Origin of the sequence: Qipengyuania citrea, assembly GCF_024171405.1 — a bacterium.
Lineage (GTDB): Bacteria > Pseudomonadota > Alphaproteobacteria > Sphingomonadales > Sphingomonadaceae > Qipengyuania > Qipengyuania profunda.
Genome location: NZ_JALJZT010000002.1, coordinates 1435313 through 1461144 on the forward strand (window position 1 = coordinate 1435313; position 25832 = coordinate 1461144).

General features: G+C 65.2%; 24 protein-coding genes and 1 tRNA gene. 11 read left to right on the forward strand and 14 right to left on the reverse strand.

Going from position 1 to position 25832, the window contains the following annotated elements:
- The 7 genes from ftsH to J2S32_RS07915 form a co-directional block, all read right to left on the reverse strand.
- Positions 1–1959: an ATP-dependent zinc metalloprotease FtsH gene (gene ftsH, locus J2S32_RS07885; RefSeq protein ID WP_253519972.1), complete on the reverse strand. Its 1959-nt coding sequence runs from the start codon at positions 1957–1959 to the stop codon at positions 1–3.
- A 120-nt stretch (positions 1960–2079) separates the two neighbouring features.
- Entirely contained in the window at positions 2080–2700 is a 621-nt protein-coding gene (locus J2S32_RS07890; RefSeq protein WP_253519975.1) for an exopolysaccharide biosynthesis protein, read from the reverse strand.
- Between the two features lie 69 nt (positions 2701–2769).
- Positions 2770–3222 (reverse strand): MaoC family dehydratase, encoded by a 453-nt coding sequence (locus J2S32_RS07895; RefSeq protein ID WP_253519978.1) that lies wholly within the window; start codon positions 3220–3222, stop codon positions 2770–2772.
- Positions 3222–4640, reverse strand: coding sequence for an aldehyde dehydrogenase family protein (locus J2S32_RS07900; protein WP_253519992.1), 1419 nt, complete (start codon positions 4638–4640; stop codon positions 3222–3224). Before J2S32_RS07900 ends, J2S32_RS07895 begins: the two co-directional genes overlap by 1 nt.
- Positions 4641–4665: 25 nt before the next feature.
- Positions 4666–5742, reverse strand: coding sequence for a CaiB/BaiF CoA transferase family protein (locus tag J2S32_RS07905; protein WP_253519995.1), 1077 nt, complete (start codon positions 5740–5742; stop codon positions 4666–4668).
- Between the two features lie 28 nt (positions 5743–5770).
- On the reverse strand, positions 5771–6937 hold the full coding sequence (locus tag J2S32_RS07910) for an acyl-CoA dehydrogenase family protein (RefSeq protein ID WP_253519998.1): 1167 nt from the start codon (positions 6935–6937) through the stop codon (positions 5771–5773).
- Between the two features lie 51 nt (positions 6938–6988).
- Positions 6989–7062, reverse strand: a tRNA-Gln gene (locus J2S32_RS07915).
- A gap of 188 nt (positions 7063–7250) precedes the next feature.
- On the opposite strand from J2S32_RS07915, the gene J2S32_RS07920 reads away from it, so the two are divergent.
- The gene (locus J2S32_RS07920; protein WP_253520001.1) at positions 7251–8459 is read left to right on the forward strand and encodes a Ppx/GppA phosphatase family protein; all 1209 of its coding nucleotides are present in this window, start codon (positions 7251–7253) and stop codon (positions 8457–8459) included.
- Positions 8452–9117: an RlmE family RNA methyltransferase gene (locus J2S32_RS07925; RefSeq protein WP_253520005.1), complete on the forward strand. Its 666-nt coding sequence runs from the start codon at positions 8452–8454 to the stop codon at positions 9115–9117. The genes J2S32_RS07920 and J2S32_RS07925 overlap by 8 nt, the downstream gene beginning before the upstream one ends.
- 55 nt (positions 9118–9172) lie before the next feature.
- Here J2S32_RS07925 and J2S32_RS07930 read toward each other — a convergent pair whose 3' ends face one another.
- Positions 9173–9877 (reverse strand): c-type cytochrome, encoded by a 705-nt coding sequence (locus J2S32_RS07930; RefSeq protein WP_253520009.1) that lies wholly within the window; start codon positions 9875–9877, stop codon positions 9173–9175.
- 135 nt (positions 9878–10012) lie between these two features.
- Between J2S32_RS07930 and J2S32_RS07935 the strand changes: the two genes are divergently transcribed.
- Positions 10013–10906 carry a prephenate dehydratase gene (locus J2S32_RS07935; RefSeq protein WP_253520033.1) on the forward strand — a complete coding sequence of 298 codons (894 nt, stop codon included), beginning with the start codon at positions 10013–10015 and terminating at the stop codon, positions 10904–10906.
- A gap of 4 nt (positions 10907–10910) precedes the next feature.
- On the opposite strand, the gene J2S32_RS07940 is transcribed toward J2S32_RS07935, so the two are convergent.
- On the reverse strand, positions 10911–12008 hold the full coding sequence (locus J2S32_RS07940) for an isoaspartyl peptidase/L-asparaginase family protein (RefSeq protein WP_253520036.1): 1098 nt from the start codon (positions 12006–12008) through the stop codon (positions 10911–10913).
- Between the two features lie 109 nt (positions 12009–12117).
- Between J2S32_RS07940 and J2S32_RS07945 the strand changes: the two genes are divergently transcribed.
- Both J2S32_RS07945 and J2S32_RS07950 read left to right on the forward strand, forming a co-directional pair.
- Positions 12118–13353: a mechanosensitive ion channel gene (locus J2S32_RS07945; RefSeq protein ID WP_253520040.1), complete on the forward strand. Its 1236-nt coding sequence runs from the start codon at positions 12118–12120 to the stop codon at positions 13351–13353.
- A 97-nt stretch (positions 13354–13450) separates the two neighbouring features.
- On the forward strand, positions 13451–14413 hold the full coding sequence (locus tag J2S32_RS07950) for an SDR family NAD(P)-dependent oxidoreductase (RefSeq protein WP_253520043.1): 963 nt from the start codon (positions 13451–13453) through the stop codon (positions 14411–14413).
- Here the strand turns inward: J2S32_RS07950 and J2S32_RS07955 are convergent.
- The 3 genes from J2S32_RS07955 to J2S32_RS07965 all read right to left on the reverse strand — a co-directional run bounded on the left by J2S32_RS07955 (position 14407) and on the right by J2S32_RS07965 (position 16846).
- Complete coding sequence (locus J2S32_RS07955) at positions 14407–14568, reverse strand: hypothetical protein (protein ID WP_253520047.1); 162 nt, start codon at positions 14566–14568, stop codon at positions 14407–14409. The two genes, J2S32_RS07950 and J2S32_RS07955, sit on opposite strands and share 7 nt — an antisense overlap.
- A gap of 74 nt (positions 14569–14642) precedes the next feature.
- A complete protein-coding gene (locus J2S32_RS07960) occupies positions 14643–15644 on the reverse strand; it encodes a zinc transporter ZntB (RefSeq protein WP_253520051.1) in 1002 nt (333 codons plus the stop codon).
- The gene (locus J2S32_RS07965; RefSeq protein ID WP_253520055.1) at positions 15641–16846 is read right to left on the reverse strand and encodes an acyltransferase family protein; all 1206 of its coding nucleotides are present in this window, start codon (positions 16844–16846) and stop codon (positions 15641–15643) included. Before J2S32_RS07965 ends, J2S32_RS07960 begins: the two co-directional genes overlap by 4 nt.
- Positions 16847–16893: 47 nt before the next feature.
- On the opposite strand from J2S32_RS07965, the gene J2S32_RS07970 reads away from it, so the two are divergent.
- The 4 genes from J2S32_RS07970 to J2S32_RS07985 all read left to right on the forward strand — a co-directional run bounded on the left by J2S32_RS07970 (position 16894) and on the right by J2S32_RS07985 (position 20301).
- Positions 16894–17745 (forward strand): LytTR family DNA-binding domain-containing protein, encoded by an 852-nt coding sequence (locus J2S32_RS07970; protein WP_253520058.1) that lies wholly within the window; start codon positions 16894–16896, stop codon positions 17743–17745.
- Positions 17746–17789: 44 nt separating this feature from the next.
- Positions 17790–18941, forward strand: a complete 1152-nt coding sequence (gene ispG, locus J2S32_RS07975; protein ID WP_253520060.1) for a flavodoxin-dependent (E)-4-hydroxy-3-methylbut-2-enyl-diphosphate synthase — start codon at positions 17790–17792, stop codon at positions 18939–18941.
- 42 nt (positions 18942–18983) lie between these two features.
- Positions 18984–19532, forward strand: coding sequence for a retropepsin-like aspartic protease family protein (locus J2S32_RS07980; protein ID WP_253520062.1), 549 nt, complete (start codon positions 18984–18986; stop codon positions 19530–19532).
- Positions 19533–19593: 61 nt separating this feature from the next.
- On the forward strand, positions 19594–20301 hold the full coding sequence (locus J2S32_RS07985; RefSeq protein WP_253520065.1) for a murein L,D-transpeptidase catalytic domain-containing protein: 708 nt from the start codon (positions 19594–19596) through the stop codon (positions 20299–20301).
- 5 nt (positions 20302–20306) lie between these two features.
- On the opposite strand, the gene J2S32_RS07990 is transcribed toward J2S32_RS07985, so the two are convergent.
- Positions 20307–21734, reverse strand: a complete 1428-nt coding sequence (locus tag J2S32_RS07990) for a L,D-transpeptidase family protein (RefSeq protein WP_253520066.1) — start codon at positions 21732–21734, stop codon at positions 20307–20309.
- A gap of 141 nt (positions 21735–21875) precedes the next feature.
- Here J2S32_RS07990 and J2S32_RS07995 point away from each other — a divergent pair, with 141 nt between their 5' ends.
- Positions 21876–22766 carry a DMT family transporter gene (locus J2S32_RS07995; RefSeq protein ID WP_253520067.1) on the forward strand — a complete coding sequence of 297 codons (891 nt, stop codon included), beginning with the start codon at positions 21876–21878 and terminating at the stop codon, positions 22764–22766.
- Here J2S32_RS07995 and J2S32_RS08000 read toward each other — a convergent pair.
- Positions 22763–22915 carry a hypothetical protein gene (locus tag J2S32_RS08000; protein ID WP_253520068.1) on the reverse strand — a complete coding sequence of 51 codons (153 nt, stop codon included), beginning with the start codon at positions 22913–22915 and terminating at the stop codon, positions 22763–22765. The two genes, J2S32_RS07995 and J2S32_RS08000, sit on opposite strands and share 4 nt — an antisense overlap.
- Before the next feature lie 217 nt (positions 22916–23132).
- On the opposite strand from J2S32_RS08000, the gene acnA reads away from it, so the two are divergent.
- Positions 23133–25808, forward strand: coding sequence for an aconitate hydratase AcnA (gene acnA / locus J2S32_RS08005; protein ID WP_253520069.1), 2676 nt, complete (start codon positions 23133–23135; stop codon positions 25806–25808).
- Positions 25809–25832: the final 24 nt, after the last annotated feature.

Genomic DNA, 25832 nt, shown 5'->3' on the forward strand with positions numbered 1-25832 from the left:
TCAGGCGCCCTGCGGCGCCGGCCCTCCGCCAAGCTTACGGCCCGCCTTGGGCACTGCGATGCCCCCGACCGGCTTGACCGCGACCGGGCCCTTGGGCTCGTCGGGGCGGTCGATCTTGCCGTCCTTCATCAACTGGTCGATCTCGTCACCGGTCAGCGTTTCGTATTCGAGCATGGCCTGCGCGAGCAGGTGGAGCTTGTCCTCCTGCTTGGTCAGAACGTCCTTGGCGCGCGCCAGGCCTTCTTCGACCAGCCGCTTGATTTCGGCATCGATCAGCTTGTTGGTCTCCGCGCCCGACATGGTGCGCGCGGTCTGGCCCATGCCGAGATAGCCTTCCTGGCTGGCCTCGTATTGCAGCGGTCCGAGCTTGTCGCTCATGCCCCATTTGGTGACCATGTTGCGCGCCAGATCGGTGGCATACTGGATGTCGCCCGAGGCGCCGCTCGACACCTTGTCGTGGCCGAAGATGATTTCCTCGGCGACCCGGCCACCCATTGCGACCGCGAGGTTCGCATGCATCTTGTCGCGGTGGTAGGAGTAGTTATCGCGCTCGGGCAGGCGCATCACCATACCCAGGGCGCGGCCACGCGGGATGATCGTCGCCTTGTGGATCGGGTCCGACGCGGGCTCGTTGAGGCTGACCAGCGCATGACCGGCCTCGTGATAGGCGGTCATCTGCTTTTCGTCCTCGGTCATGACCATCGAACGCCGTTCGGCGCCCATCATGACCTTGTCCTTAGCGTCCTCGAATTCCTGCATCGCGACCAGGCGCTTGTTGCGCCGCGCAGCGAGCAGCGCCGCCTCGTTGACGAGGTTGGCGAGATCGGCACCCGAGAAGCCCGGCGTACCGCGCGCGATGGTGCGCGGGTTCACATCGGGCGCCAGCGGCACCTTTTTCATATGGACGGCAAGAATCTTCTCGCGCCCTTCGATGTCGGGCACGGGCACGACGACCTGGCGGTCGAACCGGCCCGGACGCAGCAGCGCGGGGTCGAGCACATCGGGGCGGTTGGTCGCCGCGATGATGATGATGCCTTCATTGGCTTCGAACCCGTCCATCTCGACCAGCAGCTGGTTGAGCGTCTGCTCGCGTTCGTCGTTCGAATTGCCGAGGCCGTGGCCACGGCTACGGCCGACCGCGTCGATTTCGTCGATGAAGAGGATGCACGGCGCGTTTTTCTTCGCCTGTTCGAACATGTCGCGCACGCGGCTGGCGCCGACGCCGACGAACATTTCGACGAAGTCCGAACCGGAGATGGTGAAGAAGGGCACGCCCGCCTCGCCCGCGATCGCGCGCGCCAACAGCGTCTTGCCGGTACCGGGCGAGCCGACCAGCAGCGCGCCCTTGGGGATCTGCCCGCCGAGCTTGGAGAAGCGCTGCGGATCCTTGAGGAATTCGACGATTTCCTCGAGCTCCTCGCGGGCTTCGTCGATCCCCGCGACATCGGCGAAGGTTACCTTGCCCTGCCGTTCGGTGAGCATCTTGGCCTTGGACTTGCCAAAGCCCATCGCGCCGCCCGCGCCGCCGCCCTTCTGGACCTGGCGCAGGGCGAAGAAAGCGATGCCGAGGATCAGCACGAAGGGCAGGATCTGGATCAGCGCGTAAAGCAGGAGATTGCCGCTATCGGCCTCGACCCCCGAATACCGAACGCCATTGTCTTCCAGCAGCTGCGGCAGCGTGGTGTCATTGGGGACGGGAATAGCCGAGAACTGCTCGCCATTCTTCATCTCGCCGACAATCGAGGTGTCGGAAATCTGCACGCTGGCAACCGAACCTTCGGCGACCTTGTCGCGGAAGTCGGAATAGAGGATCTGCGCGCCACCGCCGCTCGACCCGCCGCCGAAGACCGAAACGACCATCAGCAGGGCAAGGAAGATGCCGCCCCAGATCATCAGGCTCTTCACCCAGGGGTTCGGGCCGTTGCCCTCAGGCTCGGGCGGGGAATTCTGGTCGCTCATGCACGGAGTCCTTTCGTTCCCGATTATGTAGGGTGCGACAGGTGAATGGCAAGTTGCGCCGAGCCAAGGGAATTCCCGTTATGCTCGCTGCGGGCACGGTCGGGCCGGCGGCAGCGCTGGCTAGAGGAAAGGCAAGCCCGCGCCGTCGCCCGAAGAATTGAAGTACATGGCAAGCCCCAGAGCGGTGGCAAGCGCGGTAAACAGCAGCGCTCCCAACACCAGCGCGCCGTCGCGTACGGTCAGGGCCAGCCCGAGAACCGCTATGGCGAGCATCGGAACCGAACTGGCGAAAGGCAGGAATTCGAGCGGCGGGACCGTGCAGCACAGGAGGATCACCGCCGCCGCGACCAGCCTGATCGCGGCGCCTTGCGTCAGGCTTTCCAGCCGTCCTTCGCTATGGTGATCGAGAAAATTGGCGAGCCCGCGCAGCTTGCGGACCGATTTATGCAGTTTCTTCGAGCCGACCGAGCGCTGCTGGACGAAGCGCGGCATCCATACATGGTCGCGCCCCACGAGGAGCTGGATCGCGATCAGCGCGATAAACAGCGCCAGCGCGGTGGGCAGGCCGGGGATGCCGCCGATGGGCGTGATTTCAAGCAGCGCGGGGAGCATGATGAACGGGCCGAAGCTGCGTTCGCCGAAATCGTCGAGCACATCGGCAACGCAGACCTCGTCATGCGTCGAGGCCAGCTCGTCGAGCTCACCGAGCACTTCGCCCATGCTGGTCGGTTCGTGTTGCACCTCAAGCATCTCCCTTGCGCCATAAACGCGCCGGGCGCCAAAAGGTTACGCGCGCAAATCGGGACGGTGTCAGGCGGGTCGCTTATTGAGCAGCGCCGAGCGTTCGCAGCGGCACACCACCTCGCCGCGCTGGTTCACCGCTTCGTGCAGGAATGTCACGATCCCAGCATCGGGCCGCGACTTGCTCTCGCGCAGGCCGATCACCTCGCTGGTGGCATGCAGCGTATCGCCGATGAAGACGGGCTTGGGCATGACCAGCTTGTCGTAACCGAGGTTGGCCACAAGGGTACCCAGCGTGGTGTCACCGACACTGAGCCCCACCATCAGCGAGAAGGTGAAGGTCCCGTTGACGAGGATCTGCCCGAACTCGCTCGCCTTGGCCGCTTCCGCGTCGAGATGGAGCGGCTGCGGGTTGTGCGTCATGGTGGTGAAGAGCAGATTGTCGGTCTCGGTCACCGTCCGGCGGATGTCGTGCGTCAGCGTATCGCCGACCTGCCATTCGTCGAAATACTTCCCCGCCATCAGCCGTGCCCCATGACGGCTTTGACCTCGAGGAAGTCGTGGAAGCCCCATTCGCCCCATTCGCGGCCATTGCCCGACTTCTTGTAGCCCCCGAAGGCGGCGTTGAGATCGTAGCCGCCGTTGATCGCCACGCGGCCCGCGCGAATGCGCTTGGCAAGGCTGCGGGCGAGTTCGATGTCCTCGCCGGTGATCGCGCTGGCGAGACCGTATTCGGTGTCATTGGCGATGCGGATCGCGTCGTCGTAATCCTCATAGCCGAGGATACACAGCACCGGGCCGAAGATTTCCTCGCGCGCGATGGTCATGTCGTTGGTGACATCGGCGAAGACGGTCGGCTTTACGTAGTGACCGGTCTCGAGCCCCTCGGGCTTGCCGGGGCCGCCCGCGACAAGCGTTGCGCCTTCTTCGACGCCTTTCTCGATCAAGCCCTGGATCTTGTCCCATTGCGCGCGGCTGACCACCGGGCCGATCGCCGCATTGCCTTTCGGATCGCCGGGGATGACGCCTTCGGCAGCTTCCTTCGCTGCGGCCTTGGCTTCCGCCATTCGCGCATGCGGAACCAGCATCCGGCTGGGCGCGGTGCAGGTCTGGCCCGAATTGCCCATCATTGCGACCGTGCCCTTGGCCACCGACTTGGTGAATGCGGAATCGTCGAGCACGATATTCGGGCTCTTGCCGCCCAGTTCCTGCGCCACGCGCTTGACGGTATCGGCGGCATTCTTCGCGATCGCGATGCCCGCGCGGGTCGAACCGGTGAAGCTGACCATGTCGATATCGGGATGGCCGCTGATCGCTTCGCCCACGCCCGGCCCGTCGCCGTTGACCAGGTTGAACACGCCTGCGGGAACACCCGCTGCATGCATGATCTCGGCGAAGATACAGGCATTGAAGGGCGCGATCTCGCTCGGCTTGAGCACCATCGTATTGCCCGTCGCCAGCGCGGGGAAGACCTTGCAGGCGATCTGGTTGAGCGGCCAGTTCCACGGGGTGATCATGCCGACCACGCCGACCGGCTCCCACACATGCAGCGTCGGCCCGTCGAGCCGTTCGAATGCGAAGCCTTCGAGCACTTCGATGGCCTTCTGGCAATGGCCCGCAAGCAGGCCGACATGCGGCCCGTTGGCGAGGCTCAGCGGCGCGCCCATTTCGTCGCTGACCGCAGTCGCGAGCTCTTCCTTGCGGGTCTCGATCTCCGCCTGGATCGCGCGCAGCAGGGTCAGCCGTTCTTCCTTGCTGGTCTGGCTGAAGCTCTCGAATGCCCTGCGCGCGGCGACCACGGCCTTGTCGACATCGGCCGCGGTGCCGAAGCTGATGTGGCCGATGGTCTGCTCGGTGGCAGGGTTCTCCACCGCAACGGTGTTTTCCTCGACCGGGTCGATCCACTGGCCGTCGATGTAGAACTGGGTGCAATCGCGCATCGGAAACTCTCCTTTGCGCGCGCCTCTAGCTCTCCTGACGCCAGCGCGCCACCACCTCTTCGCCATCGCTGGCGCTGTCGCGGATCGTGTTGGGCGTGCGGTCGAACCGCGGTGCGGGGGCAGTGTGCCAGCGCCCGCCGTGTTCGACGAAAGCCCCGCGCGCCTTCATATGCGGATGATCCTTGGCATGGTCGAGCGGAACGACGGGCGAGAAGCAGGCGTCGGTGCCTTCGAGCAATTCGCACCATTCGTCCTGCGTCTTCGTCACGAATAGCGCAGCCAGATCCTCGGCATAGCTGTCCCAATTGGCCGGGTTCATCTGCGCCTCGCGCAAATGCTCGGGCGCATCGGCGCGCTGGAGCAGCTCGGCATAGAATTGCGGTTCGATCGCGCCGACGCTGATCTCCTTGCCATCCTTGCAGCTATAGCAGCGATAGAAATGCGCCGCCCCGCCCAGCAGGCCCGCGCCGCGATCCACCGTGCGCAGCGCGCTATGCGGCTGGCCGTAGAAGAAGCTCATCAGGCTGGTCACGCCGTCGACGATCGCGGCATCGACCACCTGCCCCTTGCCGCTGCGTTCGCGTTCGAACAGCGCCGCGAGCACGCCCATCGCGCAATACATCGAACCGCCGCCGAAATCGCCGACGAGGTTCTGCGGCGGCACGGGCAGTTCGCCGCGCTTGCCGATCGCGTCGAGCGCACCGGTGATGGCAATATAGTTGAGATCGTGGCCGGCCGCCTGCGCCAGCGGGCCGTCCTGCCCCCAGCCGGTCATCCGCGCATAAACCAGCCGCGGATTGGCCTCGAGCAATTCCTGCGGACCGAGACCCAGCCGTTCCATGACGCCGGGACGAAAGCCTTCGACCAGCACATCGGCATGCGCCAGCGCCTGCTTGACGAACGCCTGGCCTTCGGCGCTCTTGAGATCGACTTCCGCGCGGTGCCGCGCGCGTTCGACCACCGGGTTCATCGGCTGGTGACCGGCGCGTTCGATGCGCACGACCTCCGCGCCCATATCGGCCAGCATCATGCACACGTGCGGGCCCGGGCCGATGCCCTGGAATTCGACGACCTTGAGGCCGGTCAGCGGACCGTTCGACATTACTCTCTCCTCGGAAAAACTATATATTCTAGAAACTCTTGGGCAGGCCCAGGACATGCGTGGCGACATGGCTCAGGATCAGGTTCGTGCTGATCGGCGCGACCTGGTAGAGCCGGGTTTCGCGGAACTTGCGCTCGACATCATATTCCTCGGCAAAGCCGAACCCGCCGTGGGTCTGGATGCACATGTCGGCGGCAAACCAGCTGGCCTCGCTGGCCAGCATCTTGGACATGTTCGCTTCGGTCCCGCCGGTTTCGCCGGCATCGAACATGCGCGCGGCCTTGGTCACCATTTCGGCCGCCGCGGAGAGCTGGACATAGGCGCGCGCGATGGGGAACTGGACGCCCTGGTTCTCGCCGATGGCGCGGCCGAACACGCTGCGGTCCTTCGCATAGGCAGCCGCGCGGTCGATGAAGAAGCGCCCGTCTCCGATGCATTCGCTAGCGATCAGGATACGCTCGGCATTCATGCCCGAAAGGATGTAGCGGAAGCCCTTGCCCTCCTCGCCGATCAACGCGCTGGCGGGGACGCGCAAGTCATCGAAGAACAGTTCGGTGGTGGCATGGTTGAGCATGGTGCGCACCGGCCGGATCGTCAGCCCGTTGCCCACCGCCTCGCGCATGTCGACCAGCAGCACGCTCATCCCGTCGGAGGGCTTGGCGCATTCCTCGCGCGGGGTCGTGCGGCATAGCAGCACCATCAGGTCCGAATGTTCGGCGCGGCTGATCCAGATCTTCTGGCCGTTGACAACGTAATCGTCGCCATCGCGGCGCGCGAAGGTGCTGATCCGCGTCGTATCGGTACCCGCGCCGGGTTCGGTCACGCCGAAGGCCTGCAGCCGCAATTCGCCGCTGGCGATCTTGGGCAGGTATTCGCGCTTCTGCTGGTCCGAGCCATGCTTGAGCAGCGTGCCCATCGTGTACATCTGCGCATGGCAGGCACCGCCGTTCGATCCCGACCGGTGGATTTCCTCGAGCACCGCGCAGGCTGCCTCGAGCCCGAGGCCCGAGCCGCCATATTCCTCGGGAATCAGTACCGACAGGAAGCCGGCCTCGGTCAGCGCGGCAACGAATTCGCTCGGATAGGCGCGCTCGCGGTCGAGCTTCTGCCAGTATTCGCCGGGGAAGCGCGCGCACAGCCGCCGCACCGCTTCGCGGATTTCCGGAAAGGTCTCACTCAAATGTCCGTCTCCCATTGCAACCTGTTTGGCGCGGGAAGACGGCTTTGGCAACGGATGTGAGGAAACTGGATGCCCCGTGAGGATTCGAACCTCAATTGACGGAGTCAGAGTCCGTAGTCTTACCATTAGACGACGGGGCATCAGCTGGCCGGGCGGGCGAGAATCGCGGGCCGCTCCGGAACAGAGGCCGCGCATCTAGTTTTGCCGGGACGCGAGGTCAACCCCGCGCGCGCCGCCTGCCCTTGCCCCGTCTCCGCTTCACCGCTAGCATCGCCGCCAAGTCCCCGTGCACGCTGGTTTGCGCGGGAGGAACAAGAAAGCTCTCGATATGGCGGATCATTCTCCGCCGGACACGAACAGGGGGCCAGGGACAAAACGGGGCGGCAAGTCCGGCAAGGTAGCCGATTTCCGCTACAAGCGCCCCTCCCGGCCCGACGGCAAGCACGGCGACCGGCGCAATGCGTCACGCCGCGATGGCACCTTCGCGCCCCGCCCGAATGTTGCCGCAGCCAGCCCTCCCGCGCGCCGCCAGGCCTATGCCGCGCTCGACCTCGGGACCAACAATTGCCGCCTGCTGATCGCCCGCCCGTCGGGTGAAAATTTCACCGTGATCGATGCCTTCAGCCGGGTCGTCCGGCTGGGCGAGGGTCTGGCCGCGAGCGGCAAATTGTCCGACGAAGCGATGGAGCGCACACTCGCCGCCTTGCAGGTCTGCGCGGAGAAGCTGCGCCGGCGCAATGTCCGGCTGGCGCGCTCGGTCGCCACCGAGGCGTGCCGCCGCGCCAGCAACGGCCCGGCCTTTATCGAACGGGTGCGCCGCGAAACCGGGATCATGCTCGACATCATTTCCGCGCAGGAGGAGGCGCGGCTGGCGGTGCTCGGCTGTCATGTCCTGCTCGAGGAAGGCAACGGCCCGGCGATCATCTTCGACATCGGCGGTGGTTCGACCGAGCTCGTGCTGGTCCAGCCGGGCGAGAACGTGCCGCGCATCGTCGACTGGCTGAGCGTGCCCTGGGGCGTGGTTTCGCTGACCGACACGGTCGAGGGATCGGACGACACCGAAACCACCCGGCTCGAACGCTATTGCGAGATGCGGCGTACCGTCGGACGCAGCTTCGCCGAATTCGCCGAGCGCATCCGCGAGCATACGCATTCGCGCGAACCGATCCGCCTGCTGGGTACCAGCGGCACCGTGACGACGCTAGCGAGCCTGCATCTCGAACTGCCGCAATACGACCGGCGGGCGGTTGACGGGCTGATCGTGCCGTCGCAATCGATGCGCGATATCTCCACCCGCCTGTCGCGGATGAGCAGCGCCGAACGCAAGTGCCTGCCGTGCATCGGCGACGACCGCGCCAATCTGGTCATCGCGGGCTGCGCGATTCTTGAATCGATCCTCGACATCTGGCCCGCCGAACAATTGGGCGTGGCCGACCGGGGCATCCGTGAAGGGATCCTGCGCAGCCTGATCGCCGCCGATGCCGAGGGCGAACGCAGCCGCGCGACAGTACAAAGAATGCGAGAACAGGATGTCTAGATCGGGCAAGGATCGCGACGTTCGCGTGCGCACCGCAAAGAAACGCACGGCGAGTTCGACGCGCTGGCTCCAGCGCCAGCTCAACGACCCTTACGTCAAGCAGGCCAAGGCGGACGGCTATCGCAGCCGCGCGGCGTATAAGCTGACCGAGCTGAACGAGAAATACGATTTGCTCAAGGGCGTCACCCGCGTGGTCGACCTCGGCATTGCGCCGGGCGGCTGGAGCCAGGTGGTGCGCAAGCTCAAGCCCAAGGCGCTGGTCGTCGGAATCGACCTGCTCGAAGTCGAGCCGATCGAGGGCGTCACGATCTTCCAGATGGATTTCATGGACGACGATGCCCCGCGCGTGCTCGAAGAGGCGCTGGGCGGCAAGGCCGAGCTGGTGATGAGCGACATGGCGGCCAATACCGTCGGCCACAAGCAGACCGATCACCTGCGGACGATGGGGCTGGTCGAGGCGGGGGCATGGTTTGCGATCGAGAACCTCGCGCCGGGCGGGACCTTCCTTGCCAAGGTGCTCGCAGGCGGGACCGACAACGATCTGCTCGCGCTGCTCAAGCAGCATTTCCGCACGGTGAAGCACGCCAAGCCGCCCGCCAGCCGCAAGGACTCGAGCGAGTGGTACGTCATCGCGCAAGGCTTCAAGGACAACGGCTGAAACGAAAAAGGCCCCGCCGCAGCGAGGCCTTTTCGATTATCCCGTGAGGGATGGCTTATTCGTCGACCTTGGTCGCGCCATCGTTGTTGGTCGCGGCATTGCCCGCCGGGACCGGCTGGTCCGCGCCCATGCTGCCAGCCGATTCCATGGCCCCGGCTTCCGCGCCTTCGACCGGTCCGGCACCCGCGCCGGGCGCGTCTTCGCCCTCGGCCGGCTCTTCTTCCGCCACGACCGGCGCAGGCTTGGCCGGCGCACCGCCATAGGTGGACATGAATTCCATGACATTGGCGCGGTCCTCAGCCTTGCTGAGACCGGCGAAGCTCATCTTGGTGCCATTGGCGAAGGCGCGCGGGCTAGTCAGCCATTCGTCCATCGCTTCCCAGGTCCAGGAGCCGCCCTTGCTGGCCAGCGCCGAGCTGTAGGCGAAGCCCGCGGCGTGACCGCCGATCGGCTTGCCCATCACGCCATAAAGGTTCGGGCCGATGCCGTTGGCGCCGCCCTGGTCGATCGTGTGACACGCAGTGCACTTGGCAAAGACCTTCTCGCCCGCCGCGGCATCCGCGCTGGCGAGCAGCGTGCCGAGGTCGGGGCCCGCATCGGCACCGCCTTCTTCGGCTGCGCCTTCGATGAAGTAGCCCGGCTCTTCAGGGTGCTCGGCGCTATCGGCATGGAAATACATGCCCGAAACGATGGAGCTGCCCAGTGCCACGATACCGGCGGCAAGGACCCAGCCTGCAGCGGTGTTGAAACGATCGTCCATTGCGTAAAATACCCGGCGAAAATCGGTTGGTCAGATGGTTGCGCGCCGCTCTAGTGTGCACCGCCGCCTTTCGCAAGTGCGCAAGCCGCAATAGCGCTTGATGCGACTGGAACGCAGCCGTAACGCCCGCAGACCATGCGCCAGTTTGCCAAGCCTGCCCTCGCCCTTGTCGATTCGATGCGCGCCGCTGCTGCGCAGGAACCGCTGCGCGCCATCGCCTTTGGCGGGGCCCCGGGATCGAATTCGCACCAGGCGGCGATGCAATTCGCTCCCGAGGCATTGCCGCTGCCGTGCTTCAGTTTCGAGGACGCGCTCGAAGCGGTGGAAAGCGGCGCGGCGGGCTGCGCGATGATCCCGATCGAGAACAGCCAGCATGGACGCGTGGCGGACATCCATTTCCTGCTTCCCGAGAGCGGGCTGTCGCTGGTCGCCGAGCATTTCATGCGCATCACCCACTGCCTGATGGCGCTGGGGCCGGGCCCGTTCGACGCCGCTTACAGCCATCCGCAGGCGCTGGGCCAGTCGCATAAATTCCTCAGCGAGCGGGGCATCGTCGGCCTTGCCCATGCCGATACGGCGGGCGCGGCCGCCTTCGTGGCGGAAAGCGGCAAGACCGACATCGCCGCCATCGCCCCCGCGCTCGCCGCCGACCTCTACGGGCTCGAAATCGTCGAGCGCGAGGTCGAGGATGCGCCCGACAATACGACACGCTTCGTGGTGCTGGCGAACGAGGCACTCGATCCGGCCGCACTTGCGGACGCGCAGGCGATGACGACCTTCATCTTCGAAGTGAAGAACACGCCCGCCGCGCTGTACAAGGCGCTGGGCTGCTTCGCGACCAATGGCGTCAACATGACCAAGCTCGAAAGCTACCAGAAGGGCGCGAGTTTCGCCGCGACGATGTTCTTTGCCGACATCGAGGGCGCGCCAGGCGATGCCCGGGTCGACACGGCGCTGGAGGAACTCGCCTTCCAGACCAATGGCGTGCGCCTGCTGGGCAGCTATGCGCAGGCCCGCCCGCGCGGCTGAACGCCTACTCGTCGCCGTAGATCGCCACTTCGCGCAGCCCGTCGCTGGTAGCGCGCCCGCGGTACATGCCCGAAGTGTTCATGCTGAACAGCGGATGCCCGTCGCGCGTCACCACAATCACCCCGCCGTCACCCCCGAGACTGCCGACATCGGCAATGACCGCGTCGATTTCCTCCTGCGCCTGCGCGGCGTCGAGACCGAATTCGCTGGCGTGGACGATATGGGTCGGAAGACCCTCGTCATCGAGCGGCACACTGGCCTGCGCGGCGTCGATTTCGGTGCGGTAACGATGGCGTAGCCGGGTGCAGATTTCATGCGCCACGCCGACACGGATGAAGAACTCGCCCCAGCCGGTGGCCGAGACCGCGCAAGCGCGATTGTCGGCATAGGTGCCCGCACCGATGATCGGCGCATCGCCGATACGGCCCCAGCGCTTGCCGGTCATCCCGCCGGTCGAGGTGCCCGCGGCCATGTTGCCATCCCGGTCGAGCGCCACCGCCCCGACCGTACCGAACTTGATATCGACATCGAGCGCGGAAAGCCGCTCGGCCTTCATCCGCTCGAGCGCCTTCTGGCGGCGTTCGGTCTCGAACCATTCGGGCGGCATGGTCGCCAGCCCCTGCTCGGCCGCGAACTGAGCCGCTCCGTTCCCGGCCAGCATGACATGCGGACTGTCGGTTATCACCTTGCGCGCAAGCGCGATCGGATGGCGGATGCCCGTGACGCCTGCCACCGCGCCCGCATCGCGGGTACGGCCATCCATGATCGAGGCGTCGAGTTCGATGTCGCCGTCCCAGGTGAATACCGCGCCGCGCCCGGCGTTGAACAGCGGATCGTCTTCCATCGGCTCGATTGCGGCCTGGATCGCATCCATCGCGCTGCCGCCTTCACGCAGCACCTGCGCGCCCGCGTCGAGCGCGCTTTGCAGTGCAGCGCGATAGGCCGCATCCTGCTGCGGCGTCATATCGTCGCGCGCGATGGTCCCCGCGCCGCCATGAATGGCGATCGACCAGCCGGGCTCGTCCTCAGCCGCGGCAGGTACTGCGATAAAGACGAAAAGCGCGGCCAGCGCGCGGGCGATGCGGGTGGAAAATCCTCTCATGTAAAAGCGGTAGCATGACCGCTTTTCCACTTCATCCGTTAATGCGTTTTGGAGAATAACGGTTTGCGTGATAGCCCTTCCCTTACGGAAACCACTTGGGGGACGGGTTATGATTTTCGACCGTTATCGTTTCGACGAACAGGTGGCGATGGAACTGGGAGAAAAGATTCTCCTCGCCGTCGTCGCGCTGATCATCACCTGGCTTATTGCGCGCGGGGCCAAATGGGCTTTCGCCAAACTCGTCGATACCGTCGACTTCTTCAAGCGCGGGACCGGCAGCGGCCAGTCGCTGGGAGAATCGCTCGGCAAGATCGTCAGCCTGCTGGTCTGGCTGTTCGGCCTGTTGATCATTCTCAACATCCTCGAACTCGGCGGAGTAGCCGGCCCGATCGACAGCCTGCTCGAAAACGTCGTCGCCTTCCTCCCCAACCTGCTGTGGGCGGGGCTGATCTTCTTTATCGGGATGATGGTGGCGCGGATCGTCCGCGACCTCGTCGTAACCATGCTGCAGACGGTCGATTTCGACAAATGGGCCAATCGCGGCGGGGTCGAAGGTGTCACCGGCAACAGCGCCATCAGCAAGACCATCGGAACGATCATCTATGTCCTGATCGCGATCCCGGTGGCGATCGCCGCGCTGGAACAGCTCGGGATCGACTCGATCAGCGCGCCGGCCAGCGAAATGCTGCGGATGATCTTCGCTGCCATTCCGAACATCATCGCTGCAGCGGTCCTGCTCGGCATCGGCTATCTCATCAGCAAGTTCGTGGTCCAGATCGCCAAGGAAGTCCTGCCGGGGCTGGGCGTCGACCGGGCCATGGCCGAAAGCGGGCTGGTAACCGAAGGCACGACCGCATCGAGCATCATCGCGCGGGTCGCACAGGTCGCGATCATCCTGTTCTTCGCGATCGCGGCGACGCGGCTGCTCGGCTTTCCCGAGCTGACCGTGATCCTCGACCAGCTGCTCGAACTGGGCGGACGGGTAATCTTCGGGGCGGTGGTCATCGCCTTCGGCTTCCTGATCGCCAACCTGCTCGCACGGCTCATCGCCGGCGATGCGGGCGGGTCGACCGCCGGCACCATCGTGCGCTGGGCGACCATCATCCTGTTCGTCTTCATGGGCCTGCAGTTCACCGGCATCGGCGGGATGATCCCGGCCAATGCGCTGACGATCCTAATCGCCGGCGTCGCGGTGGCCGGGGCGCTTGCCTTTGGCCTCGGTGGCCGCGACTGGGCAGCGCGCAAGCTGGAACAGATGGACAGCGACCTGGGCGGCGCCTCCGCACCCAAGCCGGGCCGCAAGGCGGCGTCCAAATCGGCCGATCCGCTCCCCCCGGGGGCCTAGGCCAACCGACCTTTCGGTCTCGCAGATTACGGGCGTGGGATTAATCATCCCGCGCCCTTTTTTCTGTGCTACGCCGCCTTGCAAAGGGAGAGAGCGTATGAGCGAGTTCGGGTTCGAAAACACGGCCGACGAGGTCCTTGCAGACCGCGATCTGAACGGGCGGACCGCGCTGGTCACGGGCGGATATTCGGGGCTCGGGAAGGAAACCGCGCGGGCGATGGCGGCCAAGGGCGCGCATGTCATCCTGGCTGGGCGCGATACGACCAAGCTGTCCGCCGCCGCCGACGAGGTTGCCGAGGGAACCGGCGCGAGGGTGGACACGCTCGTCTGCGACCTCGCCTCGCTCGACAGCGTGCGCGCGGCAGCCAAGGATGCCGCCAGCCGCTTCGACAAGATCGACCTGCTGATCAACAATGCCGGGGTGATGGCCGCCCCGCTCGGACGCACCGCCGACGGCTTCGAAATGCAGTTCGGCACCAACCATGTCGGTCATTTCCTGCTGACCAATCTGCTGATGCCCCTGATCGAACGGGGGCAGGCCCCGCGCATCGTCAATTTGTCGAGCCGCGGCCACCATATCGACCGCCTGCATTTCGACGATCCCAATTACGATCAGCGCGAATACAACAAATGGGAGGCCTACGGGCAGTCGAAGACCGCCAACATCCTGTTCTCGGTCGGGCTGGAACGAAGGCTCGCGGACAAGGGCATCCATGCCTATGCGGTGCATCCGGGCGGGATCATGACCAACCTCGGACGCCACATGACCGAGCAGGACCGCGAATGGATGATGGAGCGGATGCGCAAGTCGGCCGAGGAATCGGGCCAGCCGGGTCAGGGCTTCAAGACCATTCCGCAGGGCGCAGCCACCACCTGCTGGGCGGCGACGAGCGACGCGGTTGCCGGTAGCGGCGGGCTCTATTGCGAGGATTGCCATGTCGCCGACCAAGACGATGCAAGCCCGATGGGCGGCGTGCGCAGCTATGCACTCGACCCCGACAGCGCCGAACAGCTGTGGGCGATGAGCGAGGACCTGGTCGGCGAACGTTTCGCTTACTGACCGAGGCGCTCGATCCACCCCTCGCCGACCCAGCGGGCCTGCGCCTCGTCTTCCCATGCCGGGTGCATGGCGAACACCGGCCGCTCGCCCGCGCGCCAGACCACCGCACAATGGACGGAGCCGAGCGCCGCGAGATCGGCCGCGGCATCATCCACTTCCCAGCGACGACCAGATCATGCCGGGCGCGGCGGTCGGGCGCGTCACCATGCCGCCGCTGGTGCGCTGGCAGTCAGAGCCAGCGCAACCGGCGGAAGGCGACGATCAGCGCGGTGAACAGCAGCCCGCACAGCGCCACCACCGCCCAGAAGGCGTCGGGGTCCTGCATCCCGGGCATACCGCCGACATTGATCCCGAGCAGGCCGGTGAGGAAGCTCAAGGGCAGGAAAATGCCCGCGACGATGGTCAGCATATAGGTCGCGTGCTCGCTCGAGGCGAGGCTGCGCGCCCGGATCTCGTCCTGCAGCACCAATGCGCTTTCCTTGCTGATGTCGATATCGTCGAGATAGCGGCGCAGGCGAGCGATGCTCTCGGCGATCTCGCGCCGGTCGTGTTCCTCGAACCAGAAGGGCGCATCGCGGCTGATCTGCTCGAGCGCCTCGTGCTGCGGCGCCATGTGCCGCTTGAGCCCGAGGCAATTACGGCGGATCGTCGAGATCCGTTTGAGCATGCGCTCGGCATGTTCTTCGGGATCGTCGTGTTCGAGCACGTCGAGCACATCGTTCATGTCGACGATCGACTGGCTCATCCGCGCGATCAGCAGTTCGGCGAGCAGCGTGATCGTTGCCCCTGCATCGGGCGGCCCATCGCCGCGATCGAGCAGCGCCACGACCTCGCGCGGGATCTGCAGGGGGTCGCGGCGCAGCGTTACCAGCCGCCGCCCGTCGCACCAGAACTGCATCGAGATCATGTCTTCGGGTTCGGCGCCGGGATTGAAATTGATCCCGCGCAGCGTGCCGACCAGCGTTTCGCCTTCGCGAAAAGCGCGCGGACGCGTCTGGTCGCTGACGAGCAGTTCCGCAGTCGGCTCGGGGATATGCAAGCGGCCCTCGAGCCATTCCAGCACGCCGGGGCGGTTGCGGCAGATATGCAGCCACAGCACTTCGCCCGCGGCGGCGGGCTGCCACTCCAGCGCCTCCGCCCAGGCGATCGGCCGCGCCCCGCCCTGGCCATCGAGCACCCGCCCGAACAGCAGCGGTGTTTCGGTCTCGGCGGCGTCGGTTGTCTGGCTCATACCCGCCTGAATGCCGCATCCATCGGGGCGGTGGAAGGGGGAATGCGCCAACCGCGCAGCCCGATGAGCAACCGCAGACCGGGCACCGCGCGCCCGATGCGGTAGAACAGCCAGCATCCGATCGCGGTGATCGCCACGGTCAGCAGGAACGCCGCCCCCGCGGGCATGGCTACCGGGCGCAGATACCAGATGAACATGACGATGATGGTCTGGTGAATGATATAGAAGGGAAAGACCGCCTCGTTGAGCATGGTCCGACAGCGCGCGTCGCGGTTCCAGAAGCGGTCGGCGACCCCAAGCAGTGCGACGATCGTGCACCATGATTGCACCCCGCGCACCACGGCGTAGATCGCCGCCGCCCCGTCCGACCATTCGTGCCCGGTCAGCCACCAGACCTGTCCGACCATGGCCGCCGTAGCCACCAGGGCGATCAATCCCGCAAGGTGCCAAGTGGCGCGGATGCCCGACCACAGCGGCGCGGAATGGCGCAGCAGGAAACCGAACAGGAAAGCGGCGAGGAAAATGTAATGCGCCGCGAAATCGCCGAGCAGCGCATGCGTATCCTCGACCCCGGGAAAGAAGAAGAGGGGGCGCAGCACGGCCCACAGCACCGGGATCGCCAGCAAGCCGCCCGCGGAGGCGAACACCTTGCCCAGCAGTTTGACGATCCAGCGCCGAGCCTGGGCGGGGAGCAGTGCATGGAGCGCGAGGACGACCAGCGTATAGGCGAACAGATAGACGACGAACCACAGGTGCTGCCACGTCGGCATGACGATGCCCTCGAGCGTGCCGAAGCGGAAGTAATCGGTGCGCCAGAAGGCCGCGAAGGGCTGCGCATATCCATGGTTGTACATCAGATCGATCCACACCTGGGGCGGAATGACGACGATCATCGCGAAGACGGTCGGGACCAGCAGGCGTGCGCTGCGCGACCGCAGGAAGGCGAGCCGTTCGCTGCGGGCAAGCAGGGCCGCGGTGGCATATCCCGACACCACGAACAGCAGCGCCAGCCGCCAGCCGTTCAGCGCCAGCATGGGCAGCCGCGAGAACTCGCTGATCTCGCTCCATTGCACATGCCAGCCCCAGGGTACGAAAGCCATGCCGACATGGTAGAGGATCAGAAGCGCGAAGGCCGCGATGCGCAGCCAGTCCATGCCGAAATGGCGGCCGGATGTCGGGTCGGGCAGCGGGTTTGTGTCCATGCTCCGAAGATTAGGCGAAGCGCCGCCCGCTCTGCTATCTCTACGCCATGAACGGGGGAGCGGCAGGGATGGATGGCACCGGACCGGGGACAAGCGGCGGGCCGCGAGGGTCAAACGGCAATCGCTATTTCGTCCTGCTGGGCGTGGTGGCGGCGTTGCTGGTCTATGCGGCGCTGCAGCTGTGGGCCAATGTCGGGTCGAAGCTGACCGATAGCGAAGGCAGCGCCGATCCACAGATCGTCTGGACGCTCGAACTGACCAGCTTTGCCGCATGGTGCATCGTCGTCCTGCTGTTGTGGCGCGCGATCCCGCATATGCTGCCGCCGCGCCGCAGCTGGCCCGTCGCAGCGGTCCTGCTGGTGGTGGGTGCCCCCATCGCCTCGGCGGTTCACGTGGGTCTCATGGTCGGCCTGCGCGAGATCGCCTGGGCGTTCGCCGGCGGGGACTACCACTTCCCCGAAGGGATGCGCGGTTTCCCCTATGAATTGCGCAAGGACATTGCCGACTATACCCTGCTCGCTGCGATTGCGGCGGCACTCCATTGGTACATGCTGCGTCCGGCCCCCGCCCCCGGCCACGGGGCCGGCGCCGAGCGCGTCCTCGAGATATCCGATGGCAGCCGCCGCATCCGCGTGCCGCTTGCCTCCATCGACCGGATCGAAGCTGCCGCGAATTACGTGGAAATCCACGCACAGGGCGAGAACTACCTATACCGCGCAACGATGGCGGGGGTGGAAGCCGAACTGGGCCCCGCCTTCGCGCGCATCCACCGGAGCCGCCTTATCCGCCGCGATGCCGTGCGCGCGATCGAGAGCGGACAGAGCGGGGACTTCACCGTCACGCTGGCAAATGGCGAGCGTGTGCGCGGCAGTCGGCGCTATCGCGACGCCCTGGCCTAGCAGCGTCATTGCCCCTTCACACTGGGGGCTCTATATTGCCGCACATGTCTTCAATTCGTCCCTGGCGCACTATCGAGCGCCGCCCGTCCCGCCAGATCATGGTCGGCAACGTCCCCGTCGGCGGCGATGCCCCGATTACCGTCCAGACCATGACCAACACGCCGACCGAGGATGTCGGCGCGACGATCGACCAGATTCGTCGCTGCGAGGATGCCGGGGCGGACATCATCCGCGTGTCCTGCCCCACGGCGGAATCGACCGCACATTTCGACAAGATCACCGCGGCATCCAATGTCCCGATCGTCGCCGACATCCATTTCCACTACAAACGCGCGCTCGAAGCGGCGGACAAGGGCGCCGCCTGCCTGCGGATCAATCCGGGCAATATCGGCAGCAGCGAGCGCGTCGCCGAAGTCGTGCGCGCGGCCAAGGCCAATGGCTGCGCGATCCGCATCGGGGTCAATGCCGGCAGCCTGGAAAAGGACCTGCTGGAAAAATACGGCGAGCCCTGCCCCGAAGCGCTGATCGAAAGCGCGCTCGACCATATCAAGCTGCTGCAGGATCACGATTTCCACGAATACAAGGTCGCGGTGAAGGCGAGCGACGTGTTTCTCGCGGTCGCCGCCTATCACGGCCTCGCCGAAGCGGTCGATTGCCCGCTGCATCTCGGCATTACCGAAGCGGGCGGGCTGATCGGCGGCACCGTCAAGAGCTCGATCGGCATCGGCAGCCTGCTGTGGGCGGGGATCGGCGACACGATCCGCGTCTCGCTCTCCGCCGAACCCGAACAGGAAGTGAAGGTCGGCTTCGAAATGCTCAAGGCGCTGGGCCTGCGCACCCGCGGCGTGCGCGTGGTGTCCTGCCCCAGCTGTTCGCGCCAGGGGTTCGACGTCATCCGCACGGTCGAGACGCTCGAAAAAAGGCTCGAGCATATCAAGACGCCGATGAGCCTCTCGGTGCTCGGCTGCGTGGTCAACGGCCCCGGCGAAGCGCGCGAAACCGACATCGGCATCACCGGCGGCGGCGCGGGCAAGCACATGGTGTTCCTCTCGGGCGTGACCGACCACCATGTGAAGAGCGAAGACATGCTCGACCACATCGTTTCGCTGGTCGAAGCCAAGGCCGCGCAGATCGAGGCGGGCGAGGCGGTTGCCTTCGATCCGCACGCCACGCAGCCTGCCGAAGCGGCGGAATAAGCACTTTACGTCAAATTAAACCCGATCGCGCATGCTGGCGCCATGCGCGAGGCCATCTTTCTTGCCATTGCCATGCTGGCCTTCGTCGGCGCCGCTTTCGTGCCCGGCGGCGCAATCGATTCAGCGACCGAGGGCGCAGAAGACTTCGCGAGCGAAAAGACCGCCGACCCCGCCGCTCTGGACCCCCATTCGAACAGCAGCGCCAGCTATGCGAGCTGGGCCGCGGGCGCGACCGAACTGCCGCGTGCAGCGGACGGACATTTTTACGCCGACACGCGGATCAACGGGTCGCAGGTTGAATTCCTGGTCGATACCGGCGCGACCAAGGTCGCACTGACCGGCACCGATGCGCGTGCAGCGGGGCTCTACTGGTCCGATGCCGATGTGCACGAGGTGGCGCGCGGGGCTTCGGGGCCCGTCTATGGCGTCAGCGTCACGCTTGATCGCGTTACGCTCGGCGGGCACGAGGCGCGCGATGTCGCGGCGCTTATCGTGCCCGAAGGCCTCGGCGTGTCGCTGCTCGGTCAAAGCTTCCTGTCGACCATCCACCCGGTCCGCATAGAACACGATCGCATGGTGCTGGGCGAATAGCTGCGCCGTTTCGCCGCAATATTCATGACGTGGCCAGCACAAGGCTGTTAAGGTGCCCAAGATGAAACGTCGCGATATTCTCAAAGGCTCGCTTGCTGCCGGTGCGGCGCTGACCGTGCCCGCGCGCCTGTTCGCCCAGGTCAATCCCACCGCCGCGCGCGATGCGCAGTTGATGGCGATCGCGCGCGATGAATTGGCGCGGACGGGCAGCAACATCTGGCGCAAGGATGTGGTCGGTATCGCCGATTTCGGGCTACATTCGGCGCAGAAGCGGTTCCATTTCGTCGATCTCGCGAACGAGCGCGTGGAAAGTTTCCACGTCAGCCACGGTACCGGTTCCGACGGCGAACACGACGGCTGGCTCAAGCGCTATTCCAATATCGAGGGCAGCGAAGCCTCCAGCCGCGGCGCGTTCATGACGCGCAGCTGGTATGTCGGGCGCTATGGCACCTCGCTGCGGCTCGACGGGCTCGACCCGACCAATTCCAACGCGCTGCCACGCGCGATCGTGATGCACCAGGCGAATTACGCCACCCCCGGCCACGTCGATCGCTTTGGCCGGTTAGGCCGCTCGAACGGCTGTTTCGCGATGGGCCCCGAACAATTCGACCGCGCGCTGATCGACCTGTCGGGCGGCCGCCTGCTCGTCGCGGGCAGCTATGGCATCGCCGAAGACGGCAGCCGCGTCACTCCGCCGGTCGCGCAATACGACCTGCTGCGGAATGACCACGGCGGCACATTCGAACGGACCAATCCGGGCGTCTACTAACCCCGTCAGGTGGTCTGCAGGTCGTCGACGATCTCGACCACTTCTTCGCTTGTCTTGCGCGCCCGGTCACGCTCGCGCGGGGCGTCGAGCGCGGCCAGTACCGGCGCATCGCGATCGTAGATGTCGGCGAACTTGGTCAAATTGCCGTTCACGTCCACGCCATAGGTGAAATAGGTAATGTACACCGGCCACTGCTTTTCCATCGGATAGCGTGTGTAGGTCCCGCTGGCGGTGATCTCGGACACTTCCTGTTGGATGACCGGCAGATCCTCGCGCGTTTCGGCATTGCCCAGCATGGCCATCGTCATCGCCAGTTCGCGTGCGCCCTGCACGCGGATGCAGCCGTGGCTGAGCGCGCGATTGTCCTGATTGAACAGCGCCTTGGCAGGCGTGTCATGGAGGAAGATCGCATGCTCGTTGGGCATGTCGAGCTTCATCAGGCCGAGCGAATTGCCCGCCCCCGGCTGCTGCACCACGCTGACCCAGCCATTCGCGCCCTTGGTCGCCTTGTAGCCATTGGCGCGCGCCCAGGCGGGGTTGTTGAGCACTTTCGCGCCCAGTCCCTCGCCCTTCACGATCGATTGCGGCACCGTCCAGGTTGGGTTGAAGATCACCGCCTCGACCATTTCGGAGAGTTGCGGCGTGGCCGTGCGACCGGCCTTGCCCACCACAACGCGGTAATTCTTGATGATCCGGTCGTTGACCGTCAGCCGCAACTGGTATTCGGGGACGTTGGTGAGCAGGTACTGCTTGCCCAGATCGCGCGCCAGCCAGCGCCAGCGATCCATGTTCGCGCGGATCAGCTTGCGCTTGGCCGGATCGGTGGTCTTCGCCAGCTCGGTTTTGAGCCGCGCATAGTCGGGCGACACCGGGTTGAGCGCAGCCAGCGTGCCCGCGATATCGCCACTCTCGACCGCCTGTTCGAGCAGGCGATGCGAGGGCAGGACATCGGGGTCGGGATCGACGACGAACCACTGGCGCCGCGCGTCCATCGGCGTGCGCCCGTCTCGCAGATCCTCGACCAGCCAGATGAAGATCTGGCTCGCGATGTCATTCAGCGCCGCACCTTCGCCCGCGGCGATTGCAGCGGACAGCTCGGCACTGCGGTAATCCGCAGGAACCAGCCCCTCGGCTTCGACAGTGGGGATGAAGGCCAGCAGCTTTTTCGCCTGCGGGATGCTCCATTCGCGGACCATCACCGGCAATTGCTGGACCACTTCGCCCGACGCCGTGCGGATATCGTCGAAGCTGTCCTCGACGCTCGGCGGGGTCGCCCCCGTGGTGGTCCCCGCGGTGTAATCGGGCAGTTTCTCGGTCACCTTCGCCGGTTCGGGCGGCAGCAGGTCTTCGGGCGCATTGTCCTGCGCCATTACCGAAGTTGCACACAGCGCCGCACCCATTGCGGAGCCGAAAATCAGACGGAAGCGTGTCATAAGTCCTACCAGATGCACCCCGCGCCCCTGTAGCGCGTATGGGGGGATATTAGTCCAATGCGCCAAGCTAATCCAATATCCCGGCTTTCGCAGTGCTGAATTACCGGTGACGGTTGCAGGATGCGCGGATAGAGCCGTGCGGTGACCCGCGACCATGTCCTGCTTCCTGTCTTCATGGCCGCGCTGGCGGTCGCCAGCCTGTCGCTGATGGATGCCTTCATGAAGAGCGCCGCACTGGCGGTAGGGGCGCTCACCGCCTCGTGGCTGCGGTCGGTAATCGGTACGGGAATTGCGCTGCCGCTGTGGCTGGCGCGCGGCGGCCGCTGGCCGCAGCGGCATGTGCTCAAGCTGCATCTGCAGCGCTCGGTGGTCGCCACCTTCATGGCACTGGCCTTTTTCTATGCGCTTACCAAGCTGCCGCTGGCGGAAGCGATCGCGATCAGCTTCATTGCCCCGCTGATCGCGCTCTATCTCGCGCGCATCTTGCTGGGCGAGACCATCCGCCGCGAAGCGATCGCGGCGTCGCTGCTCGGTTTCGCGGGGACGCTGGTCATTGTCGGCGGCAAGATCGGGCAGGCCGATTTCGACCGCGATGCCGCGCTGGGGCTCGCCGCCATGCTCTTCTCGGCACTGCTCTATGCCTATGGGTTCATCCTTATCCGGCGCCAGTCGCAGGTTGCCGGCCCGGCCGAGATCGCCACCTTCCATTCGGGTGTTTCGGTGGTCCTGCTGGGCGTGGCCGCGCCGTTCGTGTTCGAAATGCCCGATAGAGCCACTTTGATCGATCTCGGCGCCGCCGCGGCGCTGACCGTAGCCGGGGCGATGGCATTTGCCTGGGCCTATGCCCGCGCCGAGGCGCAGGTACTGGTCCCGCTCGAATATTCGGGTTTCCTTTGGGCTTCGCTGTTTGGCTGGCTGTTCTTTGCCGAGCAGCTCACGCTGCCCACCGTGATCGGAACGGCGATTATCATCGCATCGTGCTGGCTTGCGACCCGCAGGCCCCGCGCGGCAGCGATGCCCCAGCTGCCCTAGCGCGCCTGTTCGACTGCAGCGGCGCGAACCGGCTGGTCGGCAAAGGTGAAAGCGGCGGTAAAGCATCCCGCCACGCCCAATGCCACCGCGGTGACGGCGATCCGCAAGGACCGTCGAGACCTGTCGCCGGCATCGAAAAACGAAGGCATTCAAATTACTCCTCATGCGGCCCTGGTGCCGGTGCGGGGTCAACGCCCCGATTCTGGCACACCAAGCGCACAAATCGCGCAAGGGTTCCTGCGAATACGCGATGTTGCACCGCCGCACACTTGATTTTTGCGGCGTTCCGGCGCAGGTGCGCGGCACATTCTGCAGTCCCGGCCATTGGGCAGGTGACGGCTCTCAAAAGAAAGGATCAACGCGCGCATGACCCAGGTCGGTAAGGACACGCTCGGAACCCGCTCAACCCTCACCGTGAACGGCAAGGACTACGCCTATTATTCCTTCGCCAAGGCGGAAGAAAAGATCGGCGACGTGTCGAAGCTGCCCTTCAGTCTCAAGGTCCTGCTCGAGAACATGCTGCGCTTCGAGGACGGCGGCTTCACCGTTTCGACCGATGACGCGCAGGCCATCGCCGACTGGCAGAAGAACCCGGCGACCGGCAAGGAAATCCAGTACCGCCCCGCGCGCGTGCTGCTGCAGGATTTCACCGGCGTGCCCTGCGTGGTCGACCTCGCCGCGATGCGCGATGCGATTTCCAAGCTCGGCGGTGACACCGCCAAGATCAACCCGCAGGTTCCCGTGAACCTCGTGATCGACCACTCGGTCATGGTCGATGAATTCGGTCACCCCAAGGCGTTCGAAAAGAACGTCGAGCTCGAATATGCCCGCAATGCCGAGCGTTACGACTTCCTCAAATGGGGATCGAAGAGCTTCGAGAACTTCTCCGCTGTGCCTCCGGGCACCGGCATCTGCCACCAGGTGAACCTCGAATATATCGGCAAGGGCGTGTGGTCGACCAATGACCCCGACGGCAACGCGGTCGCCTATCCCGACACCTGCGTCGGCACCGACAGCCACACCACCATGATCAACGGCCTCGGCGTGCTGGGCTGGGGTGTCGGCGGGATCGAGGCGGAAGCCGCGATGCTCGGCCAGCCGATCTCGATGCTGATCCCCGAAGTGGTCGGCTTCAAGCTGACCGGCGCGATGGCCGAAGGCGTCACCGCCACCGACCTCGTACTGACCTGCGTGCAGATGCTGCGCGAAGTCGGCGTGGTCGGCCGGTTCGTGGAATTCTACGGCGACGGCGTCGCCAATCTCAGCCTCGCCGACCGCGCCACGATCGCCAATATGGCGCCCGAATACGGCGCGACCTGCGGCTTCTTCGGCATCGACGAGAAGACGCTCGAATACATGCGCCTGACCGGCCGCGACGAGGAAACCATCGCGCTGGTCGAAGCCTATTCGAAAGAACAGGGCATGTGGTTCACGCCCGAGAACGAGCCGGTCTTCACCAAGACGCTCGATCTCGACGTGTCCAAGGTCGTCCCCAGCCTCGCGGGCCCCAAGCGTCCGCAGGACCGCGTCGCGCTGCCGCAGGTCGACGAGCTTTTCAATTCGGATCTCGAGAAGATCTACAAGAAGAGCGCGCCAGTCCGCGTGGAAGTCGAAAACACGCATCACGATATCGGCGATGGCGACGTGGTCATTGCCGCGATCACCAGCTGCACCAACACCTCCAACCCTGATGTGCTGATCGCAGCCGGCCTCGTCGCCAAGAAGGCGCATGAAAAGGGCCTCAAGCCCAAGCCGTGGGTCAAGACCAGCCTCGCACCCGGATCGCAGGTGGTCACCGACTATCTGGTCAAATCCGGCCTGCAGGAAGACCTCAACGCGATGGGCTTCGATCTTGTCGGTTATGGCTGCACCACCTGCATCGGCAACTCGGGCCCGCTCGCCCCGCCGATCAGCAAGGCGATCAACAATAACGACATCGTCGCCGCCAGCGTCCTGTCGGGTAACCGCAATTTCGAAGGCCGCGTGTCGCCCGACGTGCGCGCCAACTTCCTTGCCTCGCCCCCGCTGGTGGTCGCCTATTCGATCCTCGGCACGGTGACCAAGGACATCACCGACACCCCGGTCGGCCAGGACCAGCAGGGCAACGACGTGATGCTGGCCGACATCTGGCCGAGCAATGCCGAGGTGCGCGAACATCGCGCCGCCAATATCGACCGCGAGATGTTCGTCACCCGCTATGCCGACGTCTACAAGGGCGACGAGCACTGGCAGGCGATCAATGTCGAAGCCAGCGACACCTATCGCTGGAATCCGACCAGCACCTATGTCGCCAGCCCGCCCTTCTTCGAAGACATGGAGATGACGCCTGCGCCGGTGACCGACATCACCGACGCGAAGCCGCTGGCGATCCTCGGCGATTCGGTTACCACCGACCACATCTCGCCCGCCGGTTCGATCAAGGAAGACAGCCCTGCGGGTTCCTATCTGCAGAGCCACCAGGTCGCCAAGCAGGACTTCAACTCCTACGGCTCGCGCCGCGGCAACCACGACGTGATGATGCGCGGCACCTTCGCCAACATCCGCATCAAGAACGAAATGGTCCCCGGCGTCGAAGGCGGCGTGACGACCTACAATGGCGAGCAGATGCCGATCTACGATGCGGCAATGAAGCACAAGGAAGACGGCACCCCGCTGGTGGTCGTCGCCGGCAAGGAATACGGCACGGGTTCGAGCCGCGACTGGGCGGCCAAGGGCACCATCCTGCTGGGCGTCAAGGCGGTGATGGTCGAAAGCTACGAGCGTATCCACCGCTCGAACCTGATCGGGATGGGCGTACTGCCGCTGCAGTTCAAGGATGGCGATACGCGCAACACGCTGGGCCTGACCGCGACCGACAGCTTCACGATCAAGGGCCTCGCCGATCTCAGCCCGAGCCAGGACGTTGAAGTCGAGGTGACCCGCGAGGACGGTTCGACGTTCAGCTTCACGGCGCTGTGCCGCATCGATACTGCGAACGAGATGGAATATTACCGCAATGGCGGCATCCTCCATTACGTCCTGCGCAAGCTCGCTGCGGCCTGATCCGACAGGTACGGTAGCGCTCCG